16 protein-coding genes are annotated in these 21,527 nt (G+C 67.6%); 7 read left to right on the top strand and 9 right to left on the bottom strand.

Annotated features, from left to right (window positions below):
• A partial coding sequence (locus AC5Y7D_RS25520) for a M13 family metallopeptidase (protein WP_499928606.1) occupies nt 1-1,978 on the bottom strand: 1,978 nt, incomplete at its 3' end.
• A 42-nt stretch (nt 1,979-2,020) separates the two neighbouring features.
• On the opposite strand from AC5Y7D_RS25520, the gene AC5Y7D_RS25515 reads away from it, so the two are divergent.
• Together AC5Y7D_RS25515 and AC5Y7D_RS25510 are read left to right on the top strand one after the other, a co-directional pair.
• Nucleotides 2,021-2,656, top strand: coding sequence for an Rv1363c family protein (locus tag AC5Y7D_RS25515; protein WP_499928605.1), 636 nt, complete (start codon nt 2,021-2,023; stop codon nt 2,654-2,656).
• On the top strand, nt 2,653-3,342 hold the full coding sequence (locus tag AC5Y7D_RS25510; protein ID WP_499928604.1) for a hypothetical protein: 690 nt from the start codon (nt 2,653-2,655) through the stop codon (nt 3,340-3,342). The genes AC5Y7D_RS25515 and AC5Y7D_RS25510 overlap by 4 nt, the downstream gene beginning before the upstream one ends.
• Before the next feature lie 117 nt (nt 3,343-3,459).
• Here AC5Y7D_RS25510 and AC5Y7D_RS25505 read toward each other — a convergent pair whose 3' ends face one another.
• On the bottom strand, nt 3,460-3,957 hold the full coding sequence (locus AC5Y7D_RS25505) for an XRE family transcriptional regulator (protein WP_499928603.1): 498 nt from the start codon (nt 3,955-3,957) through the stop codon (nt 3,460-3,462).
• Entirely contained in the window at nt 3,954-6,887 is a 2,934-nt protein-coding gene (locus AC5Y7D_RS25500; protein ID WP_499928602.1) for an MMPL family transporter, read from the bottom strand. Before AC5Y7D_RS25500 ends, AC5Y7D_RS25505 begins: the two co-directional genes overlap by 4 nt.
• Before the next feature lie 254 nt (nt 6,888-7,141).
• On the opposite strand from AC5Y7D_RS25500, the gene AC5Y7D_RS25495 reads away from it, so the two are divergent.
• Nucleotides 7,142-7,660, top strand: coding sequence for a hemophore (locus tag AC5Y7D_RS25495; RefSeq protein ID WP_499928601.1), 519 nt, complete (start codon nt 7,142-7,144; stop codon nt 7,658-7,660).
• 52 nt (nt 7,661-7,712) lie between these two features.
• Here AC5Y7D_RS25495 and AC5Y7D_RS25490 read toward each other — a convergent pair whose 3' ends face one another.
• A complete protein-coding gene (locus AC5Y7D_RS25490) occupies nt 7,713-8,888 on the bottom strand; it encodes a lysylphosphatidylglycerol synthase transmembrane domain-containing protein (RefSeq protein WP_499928600.1) in 1,176 nt (391 codons plus the stop codon).
• Nucleotides 8,889-9,071: 183 nt separating this feature from the next.
• On the opposite strand from AC5Y7D_RS25490, the gene AC5Y7D_RS25485 reads away from it, so the two are divergent.
• Nucleotides 9,072-10,205: an AI-2E family transporter gene (locus AC5Y7D_RS25485; RefSeq protein ID WP_499928599.1), complete on the top strand. Its 1,134-nt coding sequence runs from the start codon at nt 9,072-9,074 to the stop codon at nt 10,203-10,205.
• A gap of 10 nt (nt 10,206-10,215) precedes the next feature.
• Here AC5Y7D_RS25485 and AC5Y7D_RS25480 read toward each other — a convergent pair whose 3' ends face one another.
• The 4 genes from AC5Y7D_RS25480 to trmB form a co-directional block, all read right to left on the bottom strand.
• On the bottom strand, nt 10,216-10,686 hold the full coding sequence (locus AC5Y7D_RS25480; protein ID WP_499928598.1) for an Rv1419 family lectin: 471 nt from the start codon (nt 10,684-10,686) through the stop codon (nt 10,216-10,218).
• Between the two features lie 108 nt (nt 10,687-10,794).
• Nucleotides 10,795-13,620: a trehalose monomycolate exporter MmpL3 gene (gene mmpL3 / locus AC5Y7D_RS25475; protein ID WP_499928597.1), complete on the bottom strand. Its 2,826-nt coding sequence runs from the start codon at nt 13,618-13,620 to the stop codon at nt 10,795-10,797.
• 49 nt (nt 13,621-13,669) lie between these two features.
• A complete protein-coding gene (locus tag AC5Y7D_RS25470) occupies nt 13,670-14,407 on the bottom strand; it encodes an NYN domain-containing protein (protein ID WP_499928596.1) in 738 nt (245 codons plus the stop codon).
• 29 nt (nt 14,408-14,436) lie between these two features.
• The gene (gene trmB / locus AC5Y7D_RS25465) at nt 14,437-15,198 is read right to left on the bottom strand and encodes a tRNA (guanosine(46)-N7)-methyltransferase TrmB (protein WP_499928595.1); all 762 of its coding nucleotides are present in this window, start codon (nt 15,196-15,198) and stop codon (nt 14,437-14,439) included.
• Nucleotides 15,199-15,319: 121 nt separating this feature from the next.
• Here trmB and AC5Y7D_RS25460 point away from each other — a divergent pair, with 121 nt between their 5' ends.
• The 3 genes from AC5Y7D_RS25460 (at nt 15,320) to AC5Y7D_RS25450 (ending at nt 19,789) form a co-directional block, all read left to right on the top strand.
• Nucleotides 15,320-16,288, top strand: coding sequence for a hypothetical protein (locus tag AC5Y7D_RS25460; protein WP_499928611.1), 969 nt, complete (start codon nt 15,320-15,322; stop codon nt 16,286-16,288).
• Complete coding sequence (locus tag AC5Y7D_RS25455) at nt 16,285-17,814, top strand: hypothetical protein (protein WP_499928594.1); 1,530 nt, start codon at nt 16,285-16,287, stop codon at nt 17,812-17,814. Before AC5Y7D_RS25460 ends, AC5Y7D_RS25455 begins: the two co-directional genes overlap by 4 nt.
• A gap of 145 nt (nt 17,815-17,959) precedes the next feature.
• Nucleotides 17,960-19,789: a phosphoenolpyruvate carboxykinase (GTP) gene (locus AC5Y7D_RS25450; protein ID WP_499928593.1), complete on the top strand. Its 1,830-nt coding sequence runs from the start codon at nt 17,960-17,962 to the stop codon at nt 19,787-19,789.
• Nucleotides 19,790-19,818: 29 nt separating this feature from the next.
• Here AC5Y7D_RS25450 and AC5Y7D_RS25445 read toward each other — a convergent pair whose 3' ends face one another.
• On the bottom strand, nt 19,819-21,102 hold the full coding sequence (locus tag AC5Y7D_RS25445) for a glycosyltransferase (protein WP_499928592.1): 1,284 nt from the start codon (nt 21,100-21,102) through the stop codon (nt 19,819-19,821).
• Nucleotides 21,103-21,527: the final 425 nt, after the last annotated feature.

Below are 21,527 nucleotides of genomic sequence, written 5' to 3'. Positions count from 1 at the left end.
TCCAGATGCGGACCCGGTGTTGCGGGTCCAGGAACAACGCGTCGCGCTCGCAGACCTCGAAAGCCTCGTAGAACGCGTCCACGTTGCGGATGACTCCGTTGCACCGGAACTCCGGCGGTGAGTGCGGGTCCACCGTCAGGCGCCGAATCGCCTCGGCATCACGGGATTTGGTCCGCCACACCTGAGCCCAGCCGAAGAAGACCCGCTGCACGCCGGTCAAGCCGTCGATCACCGGGGCAGGCTCACCCTGCAGCGACAGCCGGTAGGCCAGCAGCGCGATCGACAGACCGCCGAGGTCGCCGATGTTCTCGCCGACGGTAAAGGCGCCGTTCACGTGGTGGCTGCCGTCGAGCCCGCGGGGCGTGTACTGCTCATACTGCTCGATCAGGGCCTTGGTGCGGGCGCCGAATTCGGTGCGGTCGTCGTCGGTCCACCAGTCCACCAGGTTGCCGTCGCCGTCGTACTTGGCGCCCTGGTCGTCGAAGCCGTGCCCGATCTCGTGTCCGATCACCGCGCCGATGCCGCCGTAGTTGGCCGCGTCATCGGCTTCGGCGTCGAAGAACGGCGGCTGCAAAATCGCTGCGGGAAAGACGATTTCGTTCATCCCCGGGTTGTAATAAGCGTTGACGGTCTGCGGCGTCATGAACCACTCGTCGCGGTCGACGGGGCCGCCGAGCTTGGCCAGTTCCCGGTCGTGGTTGACGGCGTAGCCGCGCTGGAAGTTGCCGTAGAGGTCGTCGCGGTCGATGACCAGCGCGGAGTAGTCCCGCCACTTCACCGGATAGCCGACCTTGGCGGTGAATTTCTCCAACTTGGCCAGCGCGCGCTCGCGGGTCTGCGGTGTCATCCAGTCCAGGTCGTTGATACTGATCCGGTAGGCCTCCCGCAAATTTGCCACCAGAGCGTCGATGCGGGCCTTGGCTCCCGGCGGGAAATGCCGCTGCACATAGAGCTTTCCGACGGCGTCGCCCATCAGGGTCTCCACCAACGCGACCGCCCGCTTCCAGCGGTCCCGGATCTGCTCGGTGCCGGTGAGTCGGCGGCCGTAGAAGTCGAAGTCGGCCTCGACCATCTCGCTGGTCAGCCAGGGCGAACGGGCCCGGATCAATCGCCAGCGGGCCCAACTCTTCCAATCCTCGAGGTCTTCGCTGCTCCACAGTTCGGCGAAGGCGGCGAGGTAATCCGGTTGGCGCACCACGAGTTCCGCCACCGCCTCGGGGGTGGTGCCCAGGCCGGCGACCCAGCGCGACCAGTCGAAGCCCGACGCGTCCTGCAACTCGGCGAAGGTGCGCAGGTTGTAGGTGAGCTCGGCGTCTCTCCGCTTGACCACGTCCCAGTGGGCGGCGGCCAGTTTGCTCTCGAGCGCCACGATCCGGGCGGCCGTGCCGGCGTGGTCGTCCGCGCTGCCCCCGAATACCAGGCTGAACATCGTGGCGATGTGGCCCGGGTAGGCGGCCAGCACCGCGGCGTGCTGCTCGTCGCGGAAGTACGACTCGTCGGGCAAGCCGATCCCTGACTGCGAGAAGTGCACCAGGTAGCGGCTGGAGTCTTTGGAATCGGTATCGATGTACAGCCCGACACCGCCTCCTACCCCGGTGCGCTGCAGGGCTCCGACGACGGCGGCCAGCGCGCTGCGGTCGGCGGCGCCGTCGATGACGGTGAGTTCGTCGAGCAGCGGTTGCAGGCCGCGGCGCTGCACGGTCGTCTCGTCCAGGAAGCTGGCATACAAGTCGCCGATACGCTGCTCGTCGGTGCCCGGTGCGGCCTGACCCTGGCTCGCTTGGATGATCAGGTCGCGCACCTGCTCTTCGGCCCGGTCGAACAGGGTTCGGAAGGCGCCGTCGGTGGCCCGGTCGGCGGGGATGTCGTATTCGGTCAGCCAACGGCCGTTGACGTGACCGAAAAGGTCGTCCTGGGGGCGGGCGGCTGTGTCGACGTAGCTCAGGTCGATCCCCGAGCGGATGGCCTCTACTGTCACCCCGCCATCCTTCCATCTCGTTTCGGGTGCGACGATCGGGCCATGCCTGACCAGGACACCGAAGACATCGAAGACGCTGACGACGCAGCAGACGCCGCCGACGACGATGATGACTACGCCGACTCCCGGATGTTCTCGCCCTATGGCGTCGCGTCGAGCGTGCTGGGGCTGATCTCGGTCGCGGCGCTGGTGCTGGGTGCGCTGATCTGGTTCGGGCATCGCGACGACTCCGCCGAGCGCGTCTACCTGTCCCGGGTGATGACGGCCGCGGCCGACTGGACGGAAATCCTGATCAACATGAACGTCGGCAACATCACCGCCAGCCTGCAGCGGCTGCACGACGGAACGGTCGGACAGCTCAACACCGACTTCGAGGCCGCGATCCAGGACTACCGGAAGGTGGTGGAGAAACTGCAGGCCAAGAGCGTCGGCCAGATCGAGGCGGTGGCCATCGACACCGTGCACCGCGACCTGGACACCGTGCCCGGCTCCTCGCGACCGGTGGTGACCACGAAACTGCCGCCCTTCGCGACCCGCACCGACTCGGTGATGCTGGTCGCAACCTCGGTCAGCGAGAACGCCGGCGCCAAACCGCAGGTGGTGCACTGGAACCTGCGCCTGGACGTGTCCAACGTGGACAACAAGATGCTGATCTCCAAGTTGGAGTCGATCCGATGAGAAACGCATGGCGGCTGGCGGCGTTCGACGTGCTGGCACCGCTGGCAGCGCTGGTTGCCCTGTTCGGGATCGGCGGGGTGCTGGTTTGGCCCCGGTGGTGGGTGGCGGTGGCCGCTGCGCTGGCGCTGCTGGTCGTCGAGGGCGTGGCGATCAACTTCTGGCTGCTGCGCCGCGACGCTGTCAGCGTCGGGACAGACGACGACGCACCCGGGCTGCGGATGGCCGTCGCGTTCCTGGCGGCAGCCGCGCTGTGTGCGGCGGTGCTCACCGGATACACGCACTGGACGACTAAAGACGAGGACTTCAAGCGGGACTCGGTCAGGGTGGTCCAGGTGGCCACGGGCGTGGCCGAGGCGGTCGCATCGTTCTCGCCGACCGCGCCGGGGGCCTCTATGGACCGCGCCGCCTCGATGATGGAGCCGGACAAGGCGGGCAAGTTCAAAGCGGAGTACACCAAGACCAGCGCTGACCTGCTACAGCGGAAGGTCACCGCGCAGGCCTCCACCTTGGCGGCCGGTGTGGAGGCGATCGGGCCCACAGCGGCAAGCGTCGCGGTGATCATGCGGGTCACCCAGAATGCGCCTGGTCAGCCCACCAGTCAGGCCGCTCCGGCGGTCCGCGTCACGTTGGCCAAACGCGGCAGCGACTGGCTGGTGCAGGACATCGTGCCGATCAACTCACGCTGAGCGTCTATCCGCTCCCCCCGAGACCGCGTCAGTGGCACCGAGACCGCAGCGGAGGCGGGTGTTCAGCCGCTCGGTACGACCAGGGCGCAGGCTCGCCGCCGGTGTGGTCAGCGGCAGTCAGTTGGAGTTGGCCGACCGCTCGTTCTTGACTCGGACGAACCGGTCGGACAGCCGGCGCATCCGGATCATCAGCGACGCCGACGGGCTGACGCTTCCGTCCAGGTAGGAGGCGAGGTCTTCGACGGCGACCCCGATGCGCGAGGCGAACTCCTGTTGAGCCAGACCCGACCGGTCCATCAGCAGCTTCACGTGGCGGGCCACTTCCGCGCGTTCGTTGGCTTCCAGGTGAGTGCGGGCGCGCTCCAGTACCTCCCACAACGCCTTGGCGATGCCGACGGGCCGGGCCCCCCGCAGAATCTCTTCCACCTGACGGGCGGTGCGGCCGTAGGGATCGCGCTTCAGCGCCGCCGCGATCCGCTTCCAGGTGGCGATGTCGCCGCCCTGCAGGGCAGCGTGGATCGCGGCAGTGGACCAGAACTCCACCGGTTGATCGGCATCGGGCCGCCGCACAGGCGGAGCGGGCGCGGGATTCCGCTGGTCGGCAGCCAACGTCACCTCGCCTCCTCCAGCATTGCTACGGCCACGGACAGGCAGCGCTGCCTGACCTCCTCCCAGTCTGCCCTCACGTCGGATTGGGGCCAATCGTCGTCCAGGTCGGACGGATCGGGATCCGCCAGCCGGCGCACCAACTCGGTGGCCATCCACTGCGATCGCGAAGACGAGCCAGGAGGCTGACAACAGTAATACCTATCCATCCCGGCCAGCACCACCGCGGCGGTCTCCGGATCCATTGCGTCGACCATGTCAGCAAAATCGGCGTAGTCGCGGCTGCTGTTACGGCTCATGATGAGGTAGCCCTTGAACCGCAGCGTTTCGGCCCCGGTCGGGATCTGCAGGCGGTCGCCGGTCGGCAGTTGGACGTTGGTGGTCTCCACCGGGCTGCTGCGGCGGTAGCCGTTCTTGGCGCCCCTGCTCTCCAGCGCGTCCAGCGCCACCGACAGACGTCCGCGCCACAGCGTGACCGGATGGATCGGGCGGCCGGCGCCGGACATGGCCCGGGCGATGCCACTGCGGTACGCCAGGCTGACCCTTCCGACCGGGCCGGTGGCCAGCGCCACCGTGTCGGCCTCGGCCGACGCCGCGGCTTCCTTGCGCTCACAACCCGTGAACGCCAGCGGGTCCGTTACGCAAATCGCATCGGGCGCAAGGTGTTTGAGTTTGGCCGCCGACTTGAGCACCACCCGCAGATCGGCGCTGGGGACGATCGCGGCGGTGATGTCCTCGGGGATGACGACGACACCGCCGAGGTCGACGTCGGGCAGTGGCCGGTCGAAGTCGACCGACGGCAGCATCCGGCCCAACCAGCCCGGCAGCCACCAGTTCCACTTGGCGAACATCGCCATCAGTGCCGGGACCAAAACCAGTCGCACCACCGTGGCGTCCACGGCGATCGCCACGGCACATGCCACACCGATCTCGGCGACCAGCGGCATGCCGGCGAAGGCGAAGCCGCAGAACACCGCGATCATGATCAGCGCGGCGCTGGTGATGGTGCGCGCACTGGTGCTGACCCCGTAGGCGACCGCGTCGCGGGTGTGGCCGGTCTGCAAGAACCGTTCGCGGATGCGGGTGAGCAGGAAGATCTCGTAGTCCATGGACAGCCCGAAGGTCATCGCCAGCACCAGTGGCGGCACCGTGCTGTCGATGGAGGTCAGCTGCGGGAAGCCGAGCTGCTCGGCCCAGCCCCACTGGAAGACCATGACCAGGCTGCCGTAGGCGGCCGCCACCGACAGCAGGGTCATCAGCACGCCCTTGAGCGCCAGCAACACCGAGTGCACCGAGAGCAACAGCATGAGGAAGGCGATCAGCGCGACGAAGCCCAGCACCACCGGCTGGGTCTGCGACACCCGGTCGTCGAAGTCCTTGATGAGCGCGGTCGAGCCGCCGACGGCGACCTGCGCGTCGCCGCCGACCCGGGGCAGCTGGCTGCGCATCCAGTCGATGGTGTGCCGGGCGCGCAGGTCTTCCGGATCGACCGACAATACGGCGGACAGCAGGGCGCTCTTGTTGTCCTCGGCGTATTGCGGCGGTCCCACCGAGGTGACGTTGGGCGCCTGCGCCATCTTCTCCCGGAGTGCGGCGACCTTCTGCGCGCGCACCGGGACGGCGTCCTGTCCCTGCGGCCAGTCGGGGAAGGTCACCAGGACCTGTACCGGGCCCAGCGCGCCGGGGCCGAGGGCCTGCGACGCCGCGGCCACCCCCGCGCGGACTTCGTGGGAGGAGTCGAACTGCCGCAGCAGGCTGTTGCCCAGCACCATCGACAGCGCCGGAGTCGCCATCAGCAGTAGCACGGCCGAGGCGGCCAGCGCGGAAATCCAGGGCCGCCGCATCACCCAGCTGACCCAGCGGGTCCAGAACAGTGACACCGTGCTTTCCGGCCGTCGTGACCAGTGCAGCAGCGGGGACCTCTTGGCCGCCGCGCGGGAGAACGACGCCAGCAACGCCGGCGTCAGGGTCGCCGACGTCAGCATCGCGACCGCGACGGCGAGGATGGCGCCGGTGGCCATCGACCGCAGCGCCGGGGTGTTGATCAGGTAGATGCCGGTGAGAGAAGCGATCACGGTCATGCCGGACAGCACCACCGCCAGACCGGAGGTGGCCATCGCCGCGTCCACGGCTTCCTGCGGCTGGCGGCCGGTCCGCAACTCCTCCCGGAAGCGCATCAGGATGAACAACGAATAGTCGACCGCCAGCGCGATGCCGAACATGGACACCGTCGAGGTCACGAAGACCGACATGGGAGTGTGCACGGACAGCGCGTAAACCAGTCCCATGGTCACCACGACGGTGCACACACCCAACGCCAGCGGGATCGCCGCGGCGGCCAGCGAACCGAACACCGCGAGCAGCACGATCAGGATGATCGGCAGGTTCCACTCTTCGGCCTTGGCGATGTCGTGCTTGGTGTTCGCCGCCGCGGCCGCGCTGAGCGCGCCCTGCCCGATGACGTACAGGCGGACGCGGCCGTTGGCGGTCTGCCCGGACTGGTCACCCTTGATCCCGACCCGCTCGCGCAGCTTCTTGGCGACGTCGCTGGTGCCGGGGTTGCGGGCGTCCAGGCGCAACGTCACCACGTAGGGCCGGTCGGGCTGGGGCGGTCGCTGGGTCGGGTTGGGTGCCTCGGTGACGCCGGGAAGCTCACCGGCGATCCGCTTGAGCTCGGCGACGGCGTCGTTGATGTCCTGGTAGGTGGCGTCGGCGCGGGGGGCGGCCACCAGCGCCAGCGGCGAGGCTCCCTGGTCGGGGTACTGCGCGACGAGTTGGTCGTGGACTGCCAGCGACTGGGAACCGGCGACCTCGAACCCGCCGCCGGTGAGGTTTCCCGACTGCGTCATCGCCAGATAGACCGCCGGGACGAGTGCAAGCAACCATCCTGCGAAGACGAACCAGCGGAATCTGCGCAGGTTGCGGCTCAGCCGCATCATGAACTGCTGGATTTTCTATCTCCCCGTGTTTCTTGCGCTGCGCGTGTCCGCGAGCCTACCGGAGTCTGCTGTGCCCTAAACCTCTGCTTATCGGTTCCTGAGCTGCGACGACACCGGTTTCGCGGGATCGTTGTTAAGTCGTGATCGCGCAACGGGGCCTCGTTCGGGTTGGCTGCGTCGCCCGCCGGGATGGCAGGATGTTGCAGGGCCGCCGGTCGGGGGACTTCGGCGGCGAATCGTGAGGAGAGTTGTCCATGATGCCTAGTACGCCGTTCCTGCGCCGCGGGATCTTCGCCGTCGTCGTCGCGGCCGGGCTGCCCTGCGCCGCCAGTCTTGTTTCCGGGGCTCCGGCGGCGACGGGTTCGACGGACCCGTGCGCAGCGAGCGAGGTGGCCCGCACGATCGGCGCGGTCGCCAAGTCGACCGGGGACTATCTGGATTCTCACCCGGAGACCAACCAGGTGATGACGAGCGCCCTGCAGCAGCAGGCCGGCCCCCAGTCGCTGGGTTCGCTGAAGACCTACTTCGAGGCCAACCCCAAAGTTGCACTGGACATGCAGGGACTGGCCAACCCGCTGAACAAGCTCGGTACGCAGTGCAAGTTGCCGGTCTCGTTGCCGCAGGCGCTGAGCCTGGTGCAGGCGGCGCAGAATGGCGGGTTGCCGGGCCTGCCGACCGGCGGGGCACCCGCGGCCGGCACCGGCGGGGCACCCGCGGCCGGTACCGGGCCGATGCCCGCGCCACTTCCGGGGCCGCCACCGCAGGCCCGGTGAGGTCTTCGAGGGTGCGGCCGGCCCCACATTGACCGCGCAAGCCTCAGCGCGGTCAGTTCGGACGATCCGGCGGCGGCAGCGGCCCCTGCAGTGCCGAGTCGGCCGGGTCGGTGAACGCGTGCAGGTCGGGCAGCCGTAGCTCCGGGTCGGTGGGCGGGTCGTCGTCGGAATCGGCGGCGCTGAGCTTCTCGGTGCGGAACACGAAGAAGAACACCACCCAGCCGATCGCGGCGATGAACAGCCAGCTGATCAGCCGGTAGATCAGCATCGCCGAGATCGCGTTCGGCAGACTCATGCCGCTGGACACCAGACCGGGCACCAGAACCGCCTCGACGACCAGCAGCCCGCCGGGCATCAACGGAATCGTCCCGACCGCGCGGGCCGCCGCGTAGGCGACCGTCAGCCCCGCCACCGACGCGTGATCACCGGCGGCATACGCGGCAAACCCGAGGCACGCGACGTCGGCGATCCAGTTGAGCAGCGACCAACTGAATGCCACACCCAGATCGCGCCGGCTCAAGCTCACCGATTCCAACTGCATCAGGATCTCGCGCCACTTCTCCAGACCGGTGTCGGCGGGCCGGCCGCGGATCGAATTGACCCATGACAACACCTTGCTGCCGATGCCTTCGATCAGCTCCGGGCGCGACGCCACCGCCTGCGCCAGCAGCAGCAGCGCAACGAAGCCACCCAGGGTGAACAGCAGCGAGAAGGGGTTGTTCTTGGCGCCCAGGAAGAACGCGCCGCCCAACCCCAGTACGGCCAGACCCACCGCCTGCAGTGCCCCGGACATCACCAGCTGCCACGAGGCCACCACGGTCGAGGCGCCCCAGATGCGCTGCTGGCGTAACAGGAAGGTCGCCGAAATCACCGGACCGCCGGGCAACGTGGTGCTCAGCGAGTTCGCGGCGTAGAAGGCCGCTTCCGAGCGCAGCTGTTTGACATGCACGCCCGCCGAGCGCAGCAGAGTGCGCTGAATCTGAGCGAAGCTGTGCATCGACGCGGCGGCGGCGGCCATCGCGGCGACCAGCCACCACCACTTGGCTTCAGCCAAGCTCGTCCACGCCTTGGCCAGCTGGTCGCGCACCAGAACCACCTCGACGCCGAGCACGATCACCACGACGGACAGGACCACCCACCGCAGCCACCAGTGCTTGCCGCGCGGCGCCGTCTCACCCCGGGTGAGTCGCAGCCCGGCAAACTTGCGCGGCGCGGCGTCAGATGACATCGCTTTAGGGTAGCCGTGTCGAAGTCGGGCGCATCCTCGCACGTCGGTGACGTGTCGGCGTTGTTCCTGGCTCGTAACCGGATCGTGGTGCCGGGGTTTGCGGGCGATCGCCGCCACGTCCCGCCGGCAGGCTGCGCAGCGCGTCCGTTCCGACGCGCAACCCCGCCCGGTTACGCTGGCCGAATGTCGGCAAGTGGGGACGACGAAGCCGTTAGCACTCTGGTTCGCAAGGCCGCGGCCTGGTCCTGGCGGCTACTGGTCATTCTGGCTGCGGGCGTTGCGGTGCTGTGGGTGGTCGCCAAGCTGGAGATCATCGTGGTTCCGGTGCTGCTGGCGCTGATGCTCAGCGCTTTGCTGGTACCGGCCGTCGACTGGCTGGACCAGCACGGTCTGCCGCGCGGTGCCGCCGTAACGGTGGTGTTGCTGAGCGGGTTCGCGATCCTGGGCGGCATCCTGGCCTTCGTCATAAGCCAGTTCATCGTGGGTGTGCCGGACCTGGTCAAGCAGGTGGAGCAAAGTATCGACAGCAGTCGCAAGTGGCTGATCGAAGGGCCTGCGCACCTACGCCGCGACCAGATCGACAACGCCGGCAATGCGGCGATCGAGGCGTTGCGCAACAACCAGGCGAAGTTGACCAGCGGTGCGTTGTCCACCGCCGCCACCATCACCGAGTTGGTCACGGCGGCCGTGCTGGTGCTGTTCACCCTGATCTTTTTCTTGTACGGCGGCCGCAACATCTGGCAGTACGTCAAGAAGGTGTTCCCGGCCCACGTGCGCGACCGCGTCCATCAGGCCGGTCACGCCGGGTACGGCGCCCTGACCGGATATATCCGCGCCACCTTCCTGGTCGCGTTGACCGACGCGGTCGGGGTGGGGGCCGGGCTGGCGGTCATGGGTGTGCCCCTCGCGCTGCCACTGGCGTCCATCGTCTTCCTCGGTGCTTTCGTGCCGCTGATCGGTGCCCTGGTGTCGGGTTTGCTGGCCGTCGTGGTGGCGTTGCTGGCCAAAGGCATGTTCTACGCGTTGCTCACGTTCGGATTGTTGATCGTGGTGAACCAGCTCGAAGCGCATATCCTGCAACCGCTGGTGATGGGCCGTGCGGTGTCGATTCACCCGCTGGCGGTGGTGCTGGCGATCTCCACCGGCGGGGTGCTGGCCGGCATCGTCGGCGCGTTGCTGGCCGTCCCGACGGTGGCGTTCCTGAACAACGCGATGCAGGTGCTGCTGGCCGATGACCCCGAAGTCGAGGCGCAACAGCAGCAAGACGACGAAGAGGCGTCAGCGATCCTGCAGGCGAGTCCGGACCAGCCTGGCTAGCGCCGCCTGGCTAGGAGATGAGATTCCAGCCCTGATCGACTCCATCGCCGCAGAAGCGGGTGGACACCCAGGTCCCGGGATTCGGGCCGCCGAGCACGGTGAGGCAAGCGTCCAGGCCGCCCGTGACGTGGCCATTCGGCTGAGCGGTCCAATGTTGGGCAAACGAGTTCAGGCACGGCCCGAGGTGCGCCGTCCAGCGGTCCCCGGGCTCGGTGAGGCAATTCCCGGGAAACTGCACGCTCTCCAGCTGATCACCGTTTTGATTCCAACGCTGAAAGTCCGTCCCGTTGCACGGGTTGACCACCACCGGGGGAATCCAGCTGCCGCTCGGAGCGTCCAGACACACATTGCCCAACCGGCTCTGCAACACCACCGGGCCGTCGGCCCTCGCCGGCCCGGCGCTGTGCACCGCGAAACCCGCCAGGACGCCGGCGATGACAAGCGCCCGGCCTACGCCACCTGTTGACCGTGGTCTATGCATCCCGCAGATTCTGCGCCAGACAGGGTCCGGGCATCGCGAAAGCGCGCAAATGTCCGCGAAATGCGGCGTGTCGTCAGACAACCGCGGACGCTCACCAGGCCGCGAAGGCTAGATCCGGCCCTCGCGCCGCAGCAGGTCCTGCGCGGACACCCCGCCGCCGCCGGTACGACGTCGGCGCCCGGTATCCACGGTGCTGTCCTCCTGGATGGCACCGGCATTCAGCTTCTCGGTGGCCGTCTCGGAATCGTCGCCCTCGGCCCGCTGGGCCGGGATGGCGGCGGTCTTGTCGGCCGGGTCATCCGGCGCGGGCTCCGGCCGGCCGCCGGCCGCGGGCATCTTGTTGGTCTCGCCGGCTGAGGGCGCCGGCGGCGTGGCCTTGGGTGCGGGCCCTCGCCCGGACGGACGCGGCGCGGGGCCGTTGCGGGTCGGCTGAGGTGCGGCGAGACGAGTGGTCGGTGCCTCGGTGGCTTGCGCAGGGGTACGGACCGGAACCTGCGGCGCCGAGGCCGGCCCGTTCTGTGCGGGTCCCAGTTCCGGGCGAGTCGCCCGGGTCAGCGCGGTCGGGTGCGTCGGGTCGTGCGGTTTGCGCGAGTCGGCGCCGGCGGCGACCAACCCGGCGGTCACCGGCGGCCGCACCTTGCTGGCCGGCCGCTTGCGCTCGTCGGGCAGCTGGATCTCACCCAAACCGATGCGATTCTGCAGGCGTCTCATCCACCGCGGCGCCCACCAGCAGTCGTCGCCCAGCAGCTTCATCACCGATGGCACCAGGAACATCCGGACCACGGTGGCGTCCAGCAGCAGCGCCGCCATCAGGCCGAACGCCAGGTACTTCATCATCACCAGGTCGGAGAACACGAACGAGCCCGCAACCACGGCAAGGACCAGCGCGGCCGCGGTGATCAAGCGACCGGTGGTGGCAGTACCGATCCTGATCGACTCTTGCGTGGACATGCCGCTTTCGCGTGCCTCGACCATGCGGGAGACCAGGAACACTTCGTAGTCGGTGGCCAGGCCGTAACCGACCGCGACCACCAGAGCGATGATCACCACCATCAACGGGGTGGGCGTGAAATTCAACAGTCCTGCGCCGTGCCCTTCGATGAATATCCACGTCAGAATGCCCATGGTGGACCCCAGCGTCAGCACGCTCATCACCGCCGCCTTGATCGGCAGCACCACCGAACCGAAGGCCAGGAACATCAGAACCATGGTCGTGCTGATCAGCACCAGCACCATCAGCGGCGCCTTGTCCACCAGGCTGTGAATCGAGTCCTGTTCCAGCGCCGGCGTACCGCCCACGAGTATCTCGATGCCCTTGGGGGGTGTGATTGCGCGTAGCTCTTCGAGCTTTTTGGACGAGTCGGCGGGGTTGACCAGCCCGTTTTGCAGCACTCGAACCGAAGGGTCCTTCGATCCGCCCGGTGCCTGCGGGCGTTCCTGCCACATATTCGTCGGGTCGTTGTCCTGCTCGATGAACCCGCTGATCTGCATCGCTTTACTGCGTACGTCCGCAACCTGCTGGTCGGTGACGGGCTGATGGTTGGTCGACTCGATCACCAGTGTCAGCGGGTTCGTCCGGTAGCCGGGGAAGAGCTTGTCGAAGTGTTCCTGCGACTGGCGCGCCGCGTTGTTCGGCGGCAGGTATTTCTCACTCATGCCGCCCAGCGACATGTTGCCCAGCGGGATGATCAGCAAGATCATGCCGACGACGATCGGGATCGCGAATGCCAACGGGCGCTTCATCACGAAGTTCGTCAGCTTGCCCCAGAAGCCGGCCTCGACCTCTTCGCGGGTCTTGGTCTTCTGCAGCCGGTCGGCCAGCCAGTTCAGGTAGGCCCGCGAGACCTTCCAGTTGCGCAGGAAGGGCACCCGGAAGGCGGTCCGCACGCCGAGCGCGTCCACGTGCTTGCCGAGAACACCCAGGCAGGCCGGCAGCAGCGTGATGGACAGGATTGCGGCCAAAGTGACCGCCGTGATCAGGGCGTAGGTCAGCGACTTCACGAAACCCTGAGGCAGCAGCAGCAGGCTGGCGCCCGAAGCGGCGATCAGCACAGCCGAGAACACCACGGTCCGGCCCGCCGTCATCACCGTGCGTCGTACCGCGGCCTCCGTGTCGTAGCCCTCGGCGATCTCCTCGCGGAACCGGCTCACCACGAACAGCCCGTAGTCCACAGCGATGCCGAGACCGATCAGCGAGACCACCGGCTGGGCGAAGAAGTGCACCGGCCCGAACATCGCGATCACCCGCAAAATGCCCAGCGAGCCGGCGATGCTCAGACCGCCGACCATGACGGGAAGGCAGGCTGCGACCGCGCCGCCGAAGACCAGGAACAGGACCACCGCGACCAGCGGCAGCGCCAGCACCTCCATGCGGCGCTGGTCGGTGGCGATGGTACCGGTCAACGCGCTGGCGACCGGTTGCAGGCCGGCCAGCTGGACGGTGCCCCCGTCGAGCTTCTGCAGGGCCGGTTCGATGTTCTTGTAATTGGTCAGGATGGTGTCGTCGTCATCGCCCTTGAGCGGGATCGATACGAATGTGTACTTCTTGTCGTCGGTGGCCATGCCCTTGATGACCGGGCTGGGGCTGTCGGGCGCCCGCAGGAAGCCGGCCCAGCCGAACACCTCTTTGGGGTGGTCCGAGACGAATCGGTTCAGCTCGTCGGTGATCTTCTTCGACCACGCGGGGTCGGTGACGGTCTTGCCGTCGGGCGCATGGAATATCGCGACGACGTGGCCGGTACGGTCGCGGCCGTAGACCTGGTCGCCGAGAACCGACGCTTTGACCGACTGGCTGCCGTCGTCATAGAAACCGCTCTGCGTGACGTGCTTGCCGAGGCTGAGACCGAAGATGCCGCCACCCAGGCATAGAGCCACCGTGACCCCGATCACGATGTACCGGATCCGGTACACAGTTCGACCCCACCAGGCGAACACGTAAGCTCCTTACTGGATCTCTAGCGACCCGCGTATTGATGTTTGGTTGTCATACGCGCGAGGTCAACAGCGACGACAGCGGCCGGAACGGCTGCAGCCAAGCCCCCTGCTCAGGCAGCGAATCTAGGCCGATCCGCGGCAGTGGCTCCCGGAAAACACCTGCAATGTCCTCCAGGTCGACGAACTCCAAGGTATCCGACGCTAGCGCCCAACTGGCGTGTTCACGAAATCCGAGCACTTGAACTGGCGTTCCGGCGCGGGCAACCGCTTCCAGCGGCAGCCGGAACGCCTGACCGTCGGCGGATGCGACCACCAGCCCCGCGAGACCCTGGTGGAAGCGTTGGTCGATGTGTTCGAGCATGTCGCGGTCGACGTCGCTGTCCTCGTCGATCTTGGGTTTTGCGAAGACGGCGAACCCCACGTTGCGCAGAGCGTCCACCCAGGGCCGGACCACTTCGGCGCTGCCCGGCGCGATATTGGTGAACACGGTGGCCTCCGGCTCGACCCGGACGTCCTCGGTGCCCGAGAGCGCGGCGGCGACCTCGGCGGTGCGGGCCAGCAGCCACCGGCCCAGCGCGTCGAAACGGGGTCGTTCCGCACCCGTGGGGCGGCGACCCAGGATCGAACCCAGCCCCATGTCCAGGTTCGGGGCGTCCCAGACGAGCAGCACACGCCGGACGGGTTTCGCCAGGCCGGCCAGGCCCTCCTGTGACAGTTCCGGTGCCAGCATGGACGTGCGGGCCAGCGGTTCAGCGGCTTGCGCGGCGACTTCTTCGGTAATGCTCATACGCTCACTTGTTTCGGGCCGGTGTCATGTCAAACCCGCTTCCAGACGAACTCGTAGACGCTGCTGCCCGCTTCTTGAGCTTTTGTCTCGTACTTGGTGATGGGACGACTGACGGAGATCGGAAGTGATTCGGAATCAGGGTCGACGCGGACGAGTCGTGGCTCTGCGTTATCCATCTCAGCGCCCACCGCGGCGATGTGCTCGGCGTAGCCGGGATGGTCGGTCGCGGCGTGCAGCACACCGCCAGGGAGTAGCCGATCGGCGATGAGAGAAACCGTGCCGGATTGGATAAGGCGGCGTTTGTGGTGGCGTGCCTTCGGCCACGGGTCGGGGAAGTAGATTCGGACGCCGGTCAGCGACTGCGGCGCGATCAGGTTCTTCAGCACGTCAATCCCATTGCCCCGGATCAGCCGGATGTTGCTCACCCGCTCAGAGTCGATGGCGCACAGCAGTTGCGCCAGGCCCCGGCGGTAGATCTCCACCGCGATCACGTCGATATCGGGCTCAGCCTGCGCCATCGCCAGCGTCGACGTACCGCTGCCGCATCCGATCTCCAACACCAGCGGTGCGCTGCGACCGAACCAGGCCGCGGTATTGAGGCGGGCGTCCAGGTCGGGCTCGGTGTCAGCCTGCCGGCCGAGCTCCGGCCACAGCCGCTCCCAGGTCTGCCGCTGCGCGTCCGACAGTGCCGAACGCCGTGACCGGAAGCTGGTGGCAGGCAGATAGCCCCAGGGCGCGTCGGGCCGGAACCCCACCCCGGGTTGCGCATGCATCCGTCCATCGTGGCCCATGAACGCCGGGTGTAGCCGCCTCTGGTCCAGATTGATACCCAACAGTTGCCTTCGGCTGGTATCGGGGAACACCTGGCTCGCGCCCGGTCGGCTCAAATGCCACCATTCGGTGGGGGTGCAGATCGAGAGGCAGGGGGCAGACATATTCGTCGACGAGTTGACACGATTCGCTCAACAGTCCGCTGACCAGCGGGTTACGGCGATCGCCGAACGGGTCGACGCGCCGCTGCGGGTGACGGTCCGCGGGCGCAGGGGGGTCGGTCGCAACACGGTCGCGCGCGCTTTGAGCCGATGGTTCACCGTGGTGGAAAGCGGCGCCGACCTCGAAGTCTGCGTCATTGCCGAGGTCGTCAAGCCGGAGGACCCGGTGGCGGGATCGGTGCTGGCGGTGCTGAACAAGGCGGATCTCACCGGATTCGGCGGGGACGGCCCGATGGCCGCGGCGAGCGCGCGTTGTGCCGAGTTCTCGGGGCGACTGGGGGTTCCGGTGCTGCCGATGAGCGGATTGATCGCCGCGGCCGGCGACCTGGATGCGACGTCCTGGGCGGCGTTGCGCGCGCTGGCGGATGGGCCCGCCGACTGCCTGGCCGGATCGTTCGAGGGTTTTCTGGCAGCGCAGGTGGCGGTGAGGGTGGCCTTGCGGCGCCAGTTGCTGGAGAACGTCGACCTGTTCGGGGTCGCGTTGGCGATCGCCGTGCTGCGCCGGGGCGGTGGGCCCGCGCAGGTCCGGGCGCTCTGGCGCCGGGTCAGCGGTGTCGACCAGGTTGTCGACCGGCTCGTCGCCGCCGGCGCGCCGGCACGGTACCGCAGGCTGCTGGACGCCGTCACCGAACTGGAGGCACTGGCGGTCTCGGAGCCGGTCATCGGCGACTTTCTGGACTGCGACGACACCGTCGTCGCCCGGATGGCCGCCGCGCTGGACGCCGCGCGGGCGCGCGGGCTGCCGCCCGGGCCGGACCCGCCGTTGCAGCGGGCGCTGCACTGGCAGAGTTTCAGCCGCTGCGCGCGCGATGGTCTGCACCGAACCTGCGGCGCCGACATCGCCAGGGGCGCGCTGCGCTTGTGGTCGGCCGGGCGGGGACCGCGATGACGGCAGGTGCCCCCGACAACCCGGCGGCTCGGGTGGACGCCGTCGTCGCGGCCGTCGCGCCGAAACTGACTCCGCCGGTCGTCAATCGGCGCGACGTGGTGCTGGTGACGGGACCCTGGCTGGCCGGGGTCAGCAGCGTGGCCGCGGCGTTGCGGCAACGGATCGGGCACCGCACCTTCGTGGAATCGGGTGACCTGGTGGCCGGCCAGGCCCCGATCGGGGTGGTGTTCGTGGTCTCGGCGTCGGCCCCGATGACCGATTCCGACTGCCTGCTGCTCGACGCCGCGGCCGAGAACACCGACGCGGTGGTGGCGGTGGTTGCCAAGATCGACGTGCACCTGCACTGGCCCGACGTGCTGCGTGCCAACCGGGACACGCTGGCCCGGCACGCGCCGCGCTACGCCAGGGTGCCGTGGGTCGGTGCGGCCGCCGCACCCGAGGCGGGCGCTGCTCAGGTCGACGACCTGCTCGACGCCGTCGCGGCGCTGCTCGCCGATGCCGATCTCGCCCGTCGCAACCGGCTGCGGGCCTGGGAATCGCGGTTGCAGAAGGTGGCGCAGCGGTTCGATCGGGACGCCGACGGTGCGGGCCGGCGGGCCCGCGTCGACGCGCTGCGCGACCAGCGCAGCACGGCACTGCGGGAGCGGCGGCAGTCGCGCACGGAGCGCACCATCACGCTGCGCGGCCAGATCCAGCAAGCCCGCGTTCAGTTGTCCTACGCCGCGCGCGATCGCACCGCCGCCCTGCGCACCGAACTGCAGGAGGAGGTCTCGGCTCTGTCCCGACGGCACGTGCCCGGCTTCGCTGCGGCTGCCCGGACCCGGCTCGACGAAGTGGCCGGCGAGATCGCCGCGGGCATCGACGTGCAGCTGGGCGAGCTCGCCGCGGACATGGGTGTGCCGCTGGATCTGCCGCCCATCCGGACACCGGCCGTCCCGGTGGCAGCGCCGCCACTGAAGTCACGCCGGCTGGAGATGCGGCTGATGATGGTCTTCGGCGTGGTGTTCGGGCTCGGAGTGGCGCTGACGCTGAGCCGGTTGCTGGCGGGGCTGGCTCCCGATGTGCATCCGGGGCTCGCACCGCCCGTGGTGGGAGCCGGAATCGCCGCGTGTCTGGCGGTGGGTCTGTCGACGACGGCGTGGGTGGTCAGCGTGCGCAGCCTGCTCAGCGACCGCGCCGTGCTGGAACGCTGGGTGGGTGACGCGACGTCATCCCTGCGTGCGGCCGTCGAGCAGCTCGTGGCCGGGCGCGTCGTGGCAGCCGAATCGCTGCTGAGCGCCGCGATCGCGGCCCACAACGAGGCCGAGAGTGTCCGGGTGGCCGATCAGGTCAGCCTGATCGACGGGGAACTGCGCGAACACGCCCTCGCGGCGGCCCGGGCCGCCGCGGTGCGGGACCGGGAGATGCCGACGGTTCGGGCCGCACTCGAGGCGGTGCGTGCAGAACTGGGCGAAACGGGTAAACCTCCCGGGCCGGCGGTGGTGCGCGCCAGAGCGCCGGTGAGGTACGGAAACAGACCTTTCTGAATCGGTCTTGTGAGCAGGCTTATACCCTCCTGGGACTTACGCGACAACTTATGCGCGATAATCTGAATAAGAAAGCGCTAAGTGTGCTGAAGACGCATGCCACTGGAACCGACGATTACCGAGCAGCAGAATTCAGGAGAGTTCGATGACCTCAGCGACCATCCCCGGCCTGGACACCGCACCCACCAACCATGAGGGGCTGCTGTCCTGGGTGCAGGAGGTCGCCGAGCTCACCCAACCCGACCGGGTGGTCTTCACGGACGGCTCCGAGGAAGAGTTTCAGCGCCTCGCCGACCAACTGGTCGAGGCCGGCACGTTCACCCGGCTCAACCCCGAGAAGCACCACAACTCCTATCTCGCGTTGTCCGACCCGTCCGACGTCGCCCGGGTGGAGTCGCGCACCTTCATCTGTTCGGAGCGTGAGATCGACGCCGGTCCGACCAACAACTGGAAAGACCCGAGCGAGATGCGCTCGTTGATGAAGGACCTCTACCGCGGCTGCATGCGCGGCCGCACTATGTACGTGGTGCCGTTCTGCATGGGCCCGCTGGGCGCCGAGGACCCCAAGCTGGGCGTGGAGATCACCGACTCGGAGTATGTGGTCGTCTCGATGCGCACCATGACCCGGATGGGCAAGGCCGCCCTGGAGAAGATCGGCGACGACGGCTTCTTCGTCAAGGCGCTGCACTCCGTCGGCGCCCCCCTGGAGGAGGGCCAGCAGGACGTCCCCTGGCCGTGCAATGACACCAAGTACATCACCCACTTCCCGGAGACCCGTGAGATCTGGAGCTACGGGTCGGGGTATGGCGGCAACGCGCTACTGGGCAAGAAGTGCTATTCACTGCGCATCGCCTCGGCGATGGCCCGCGACGAGGGCTGGCTGGCCGAGCACATGCTGATCCTCAAGCTGATCTCGCCCGAGAACAAGGCGTACTACTTCGCCGCGGCGTTCCCCTCGGCGTGCGGCAAGACCAACCTGGCGATGCTGCAACCCACCATCCCGGGCTGGCGTGCCGAGACCCTCGGCGACGACATCGCCTGGATGCGGTTCGGCAAGGACGGCCGTCTCTACGCCGTCAACCCCGAGTTCGGCTTCTTCGGGGTGGCGCCGGGCACCAACTGGAAGTCCAACCCCAACGCGATGCGCACCATCGCCGGCGGCAACACCGTGTTCACCAACGTCGCGCTGACCGATGACGGCGACGTGTGGTGGGAGGGGCTGGAAGGCGACCCGGACCACTTGATCGACTGGAAGGGCAACGACTGGTACTTCCGCGAGACGGAAACCGCGCCGGCCCACCCGAATTCGCGGTACTGCACCCCGATGTCGCAGTGCCCGATCCTGGCGCCGGAGTGGGATGACCCGCAGGGTGTGCCGATCTCGGGGATCCTGTTCGGTGGCCGTCGCAAGACCACGGTTCCGCTGGTCACCGAGGCCCGTGACTGGCAGCACGGTGTGTTCATCGGCGCCACCCTGGGCAGCGAGCAGACCGCGGCGGCCGAGGGCAAGGTCGGCAATGTGCGCCGCGACCCGATGGCCATGCTTCCGTTCCTCGGCTACAACGTCGGGGACTACTTCCAGCACTGGATCGACCTCGGCAAGAACGCCGACGACTCCAAGCTGCCGAAGATCTACTTCGTCAACTGGTTCCGCCGCGACGACGACGGCCACTTCCTGTGGCCCGGATTCGGCGAGAACAGCCGGGTGCTGAAGTGGATCGTCGACCGGATCGAGCACCGGGCCGGCGGGCGGACCACGCCGATCGGCACCGTGCCCGGCGTCGAGGACCTGGACCTTGAAGGCCTGGACGTTACCGAGGCCGACGTCGCCCATGCGCTGAAGGTCGACACCGAGGAGTGGCGTGCCGAGCTGCCGCTGATCGAGGAGTGGCTGGAGTTCGTCGGCGAGAAACTGCCGACCGGAATCCGGGACGAATTCGACGCGCTCAAGGAACGGCTGCGCGAAGCGGAGTAGTTCGTGAAAGACCGGCGCCGAGCGCTCAGTCAAGTTCGGTTTCGGCAGTAACTGCCCATCAGGTCATCGAAGACGGCCAGGAATTCGCGTGCGCCCTCGAGGTCGTCTTGTATCTGCGCGGCCAGGCGCTTCGCAGCATGCTGGACCCCTACGGCTCGCACCCGTTCGACGGCATCGCCGATCGCGGTAGCGGTCATGCGGTGCCGGGGGATCAGCTCACCGACTCCCAAACGATGAAGTGACCGGCCCCAAAAATGCTGGTCGAACGCTTGGCTGCACACGACGGAGGGTGTCCCGCTCGCGACCGCACTGGCCACTGTGCCGGCGCCACCGTGGTGCACGATAGCCGTGCACCGTGGGAACACCGCGTTGTGATCTACCCCCGACACGATCCGGATCCGGTCGGACGGCTCCGCCGTCGGCATCGGCTGCGACCAGCCGGTTGCCGCCACAGCGCGATAGCCACGGGACGCGCAGAGCGCATCAAAACCTTCGACCAGCCGGCTGAACTCCGGCACTGGCATGCTGCCGAAGCCCAGGTAGATCAACGGTTCGTCGGTGCTGTCGATCCACTGGTCCAGCGTGCTGGGCGGGTACAGAGCCTGCTGCTGGGTAGGGCGGATGAAACCGATCCGGCGGCAGTTGTGCTGATCGCGCTTATTGCGTGCCACGATCGCCGTTCCGAATGCCTCGACGACCAGGTGATCGCTTCGTCGGAAGGCAGTCGATGCCCGCACCAGTCGGCGCGGGTAATCGATCCGCCGCGCCAGATTTCGGGAGTCCCGCAAGGTGCTCATGTCGAATCCCCAATCCGCGAGCCAGTAGGTGAGCTTGGACATCGGATAGGGCAGGCGTTGCGCGTGGGGACCCAGCAGTGGGTGGCCCATGGGTGCGTAGGGCGACGTTGGAAAGAAGTGCACCGAGACGATCGGCGTGCCGGAAGCATGAGTGATGAGGGCCACTTTCTGCTCGAGCAGTCGTCCCGTGATCACACAGTCGGCGCCGCGGCACAGGGCGATCAAGCCTTCGTCGATTTCCGGACTGTGTTTCTGGAAAACCTCACCCATGGTCCGCAGTTGCGCGACGGTCCCACCTTCGAAGAAGGCCTTCCGGGTGATCGGAGAGATGAGTACGTCGTGGACGTCGAGCGCGGTGTAGACGAATGGGGTGAACCCGCAGCGCTGAACGAGAGGGGCCAGATCAGCGGTGACGCCCAGGGTCACGTCGTGGTTCGCCTCTTGGAGGCGTCGCGCGATCTCGATGAGGGGCAGCACGTCTCCCTGGGAACCCAGACATGCGATCGCAACCCGCATCCGATATCCCTTCGTCGTATCGCCGCCCGGAGGCGATCGAGCCCTAGGATCCTCGAGCGGAGTTGATGGTACGTAACGGATGCGCGAACGGCATTCCGAAGGTTTCTACACCGGTCGCCCCGCGCCAAGAAGAGCTTTGCCTAATCCGTTCTTTCGCCTTGCCGAACTATCGGTTTTGGCCCATTTGCCAGCTAATATCAGTCGGCAATAAGTCCGAATTCGTAGCTCCGCTAAGTTGCTATTGGTGCAGAAGCGCAGTTAGTCTCGGTAGCAGCGAAGGGGAGTAGTTCCAGATCGTCGGCGCGCAGCCGGTGACTGCGGATGATCGACATACTGGCGATTTCGGTCGCCCGGTCATCCACCGGGGAGATCCCGGCGAGCGAGACCTTCGGCCGACCAAAAGTCGGTCCGAGGTCTCGCCGTCG

This window comes from Mycobacterium sp. NGS49 (assembly GCF_059812565.1).
The sequence above is the reverse complement of the archived record's forward strand: the minus strand, read 5'-3'. Positions and strand labels throughout refer to the sequence as shown.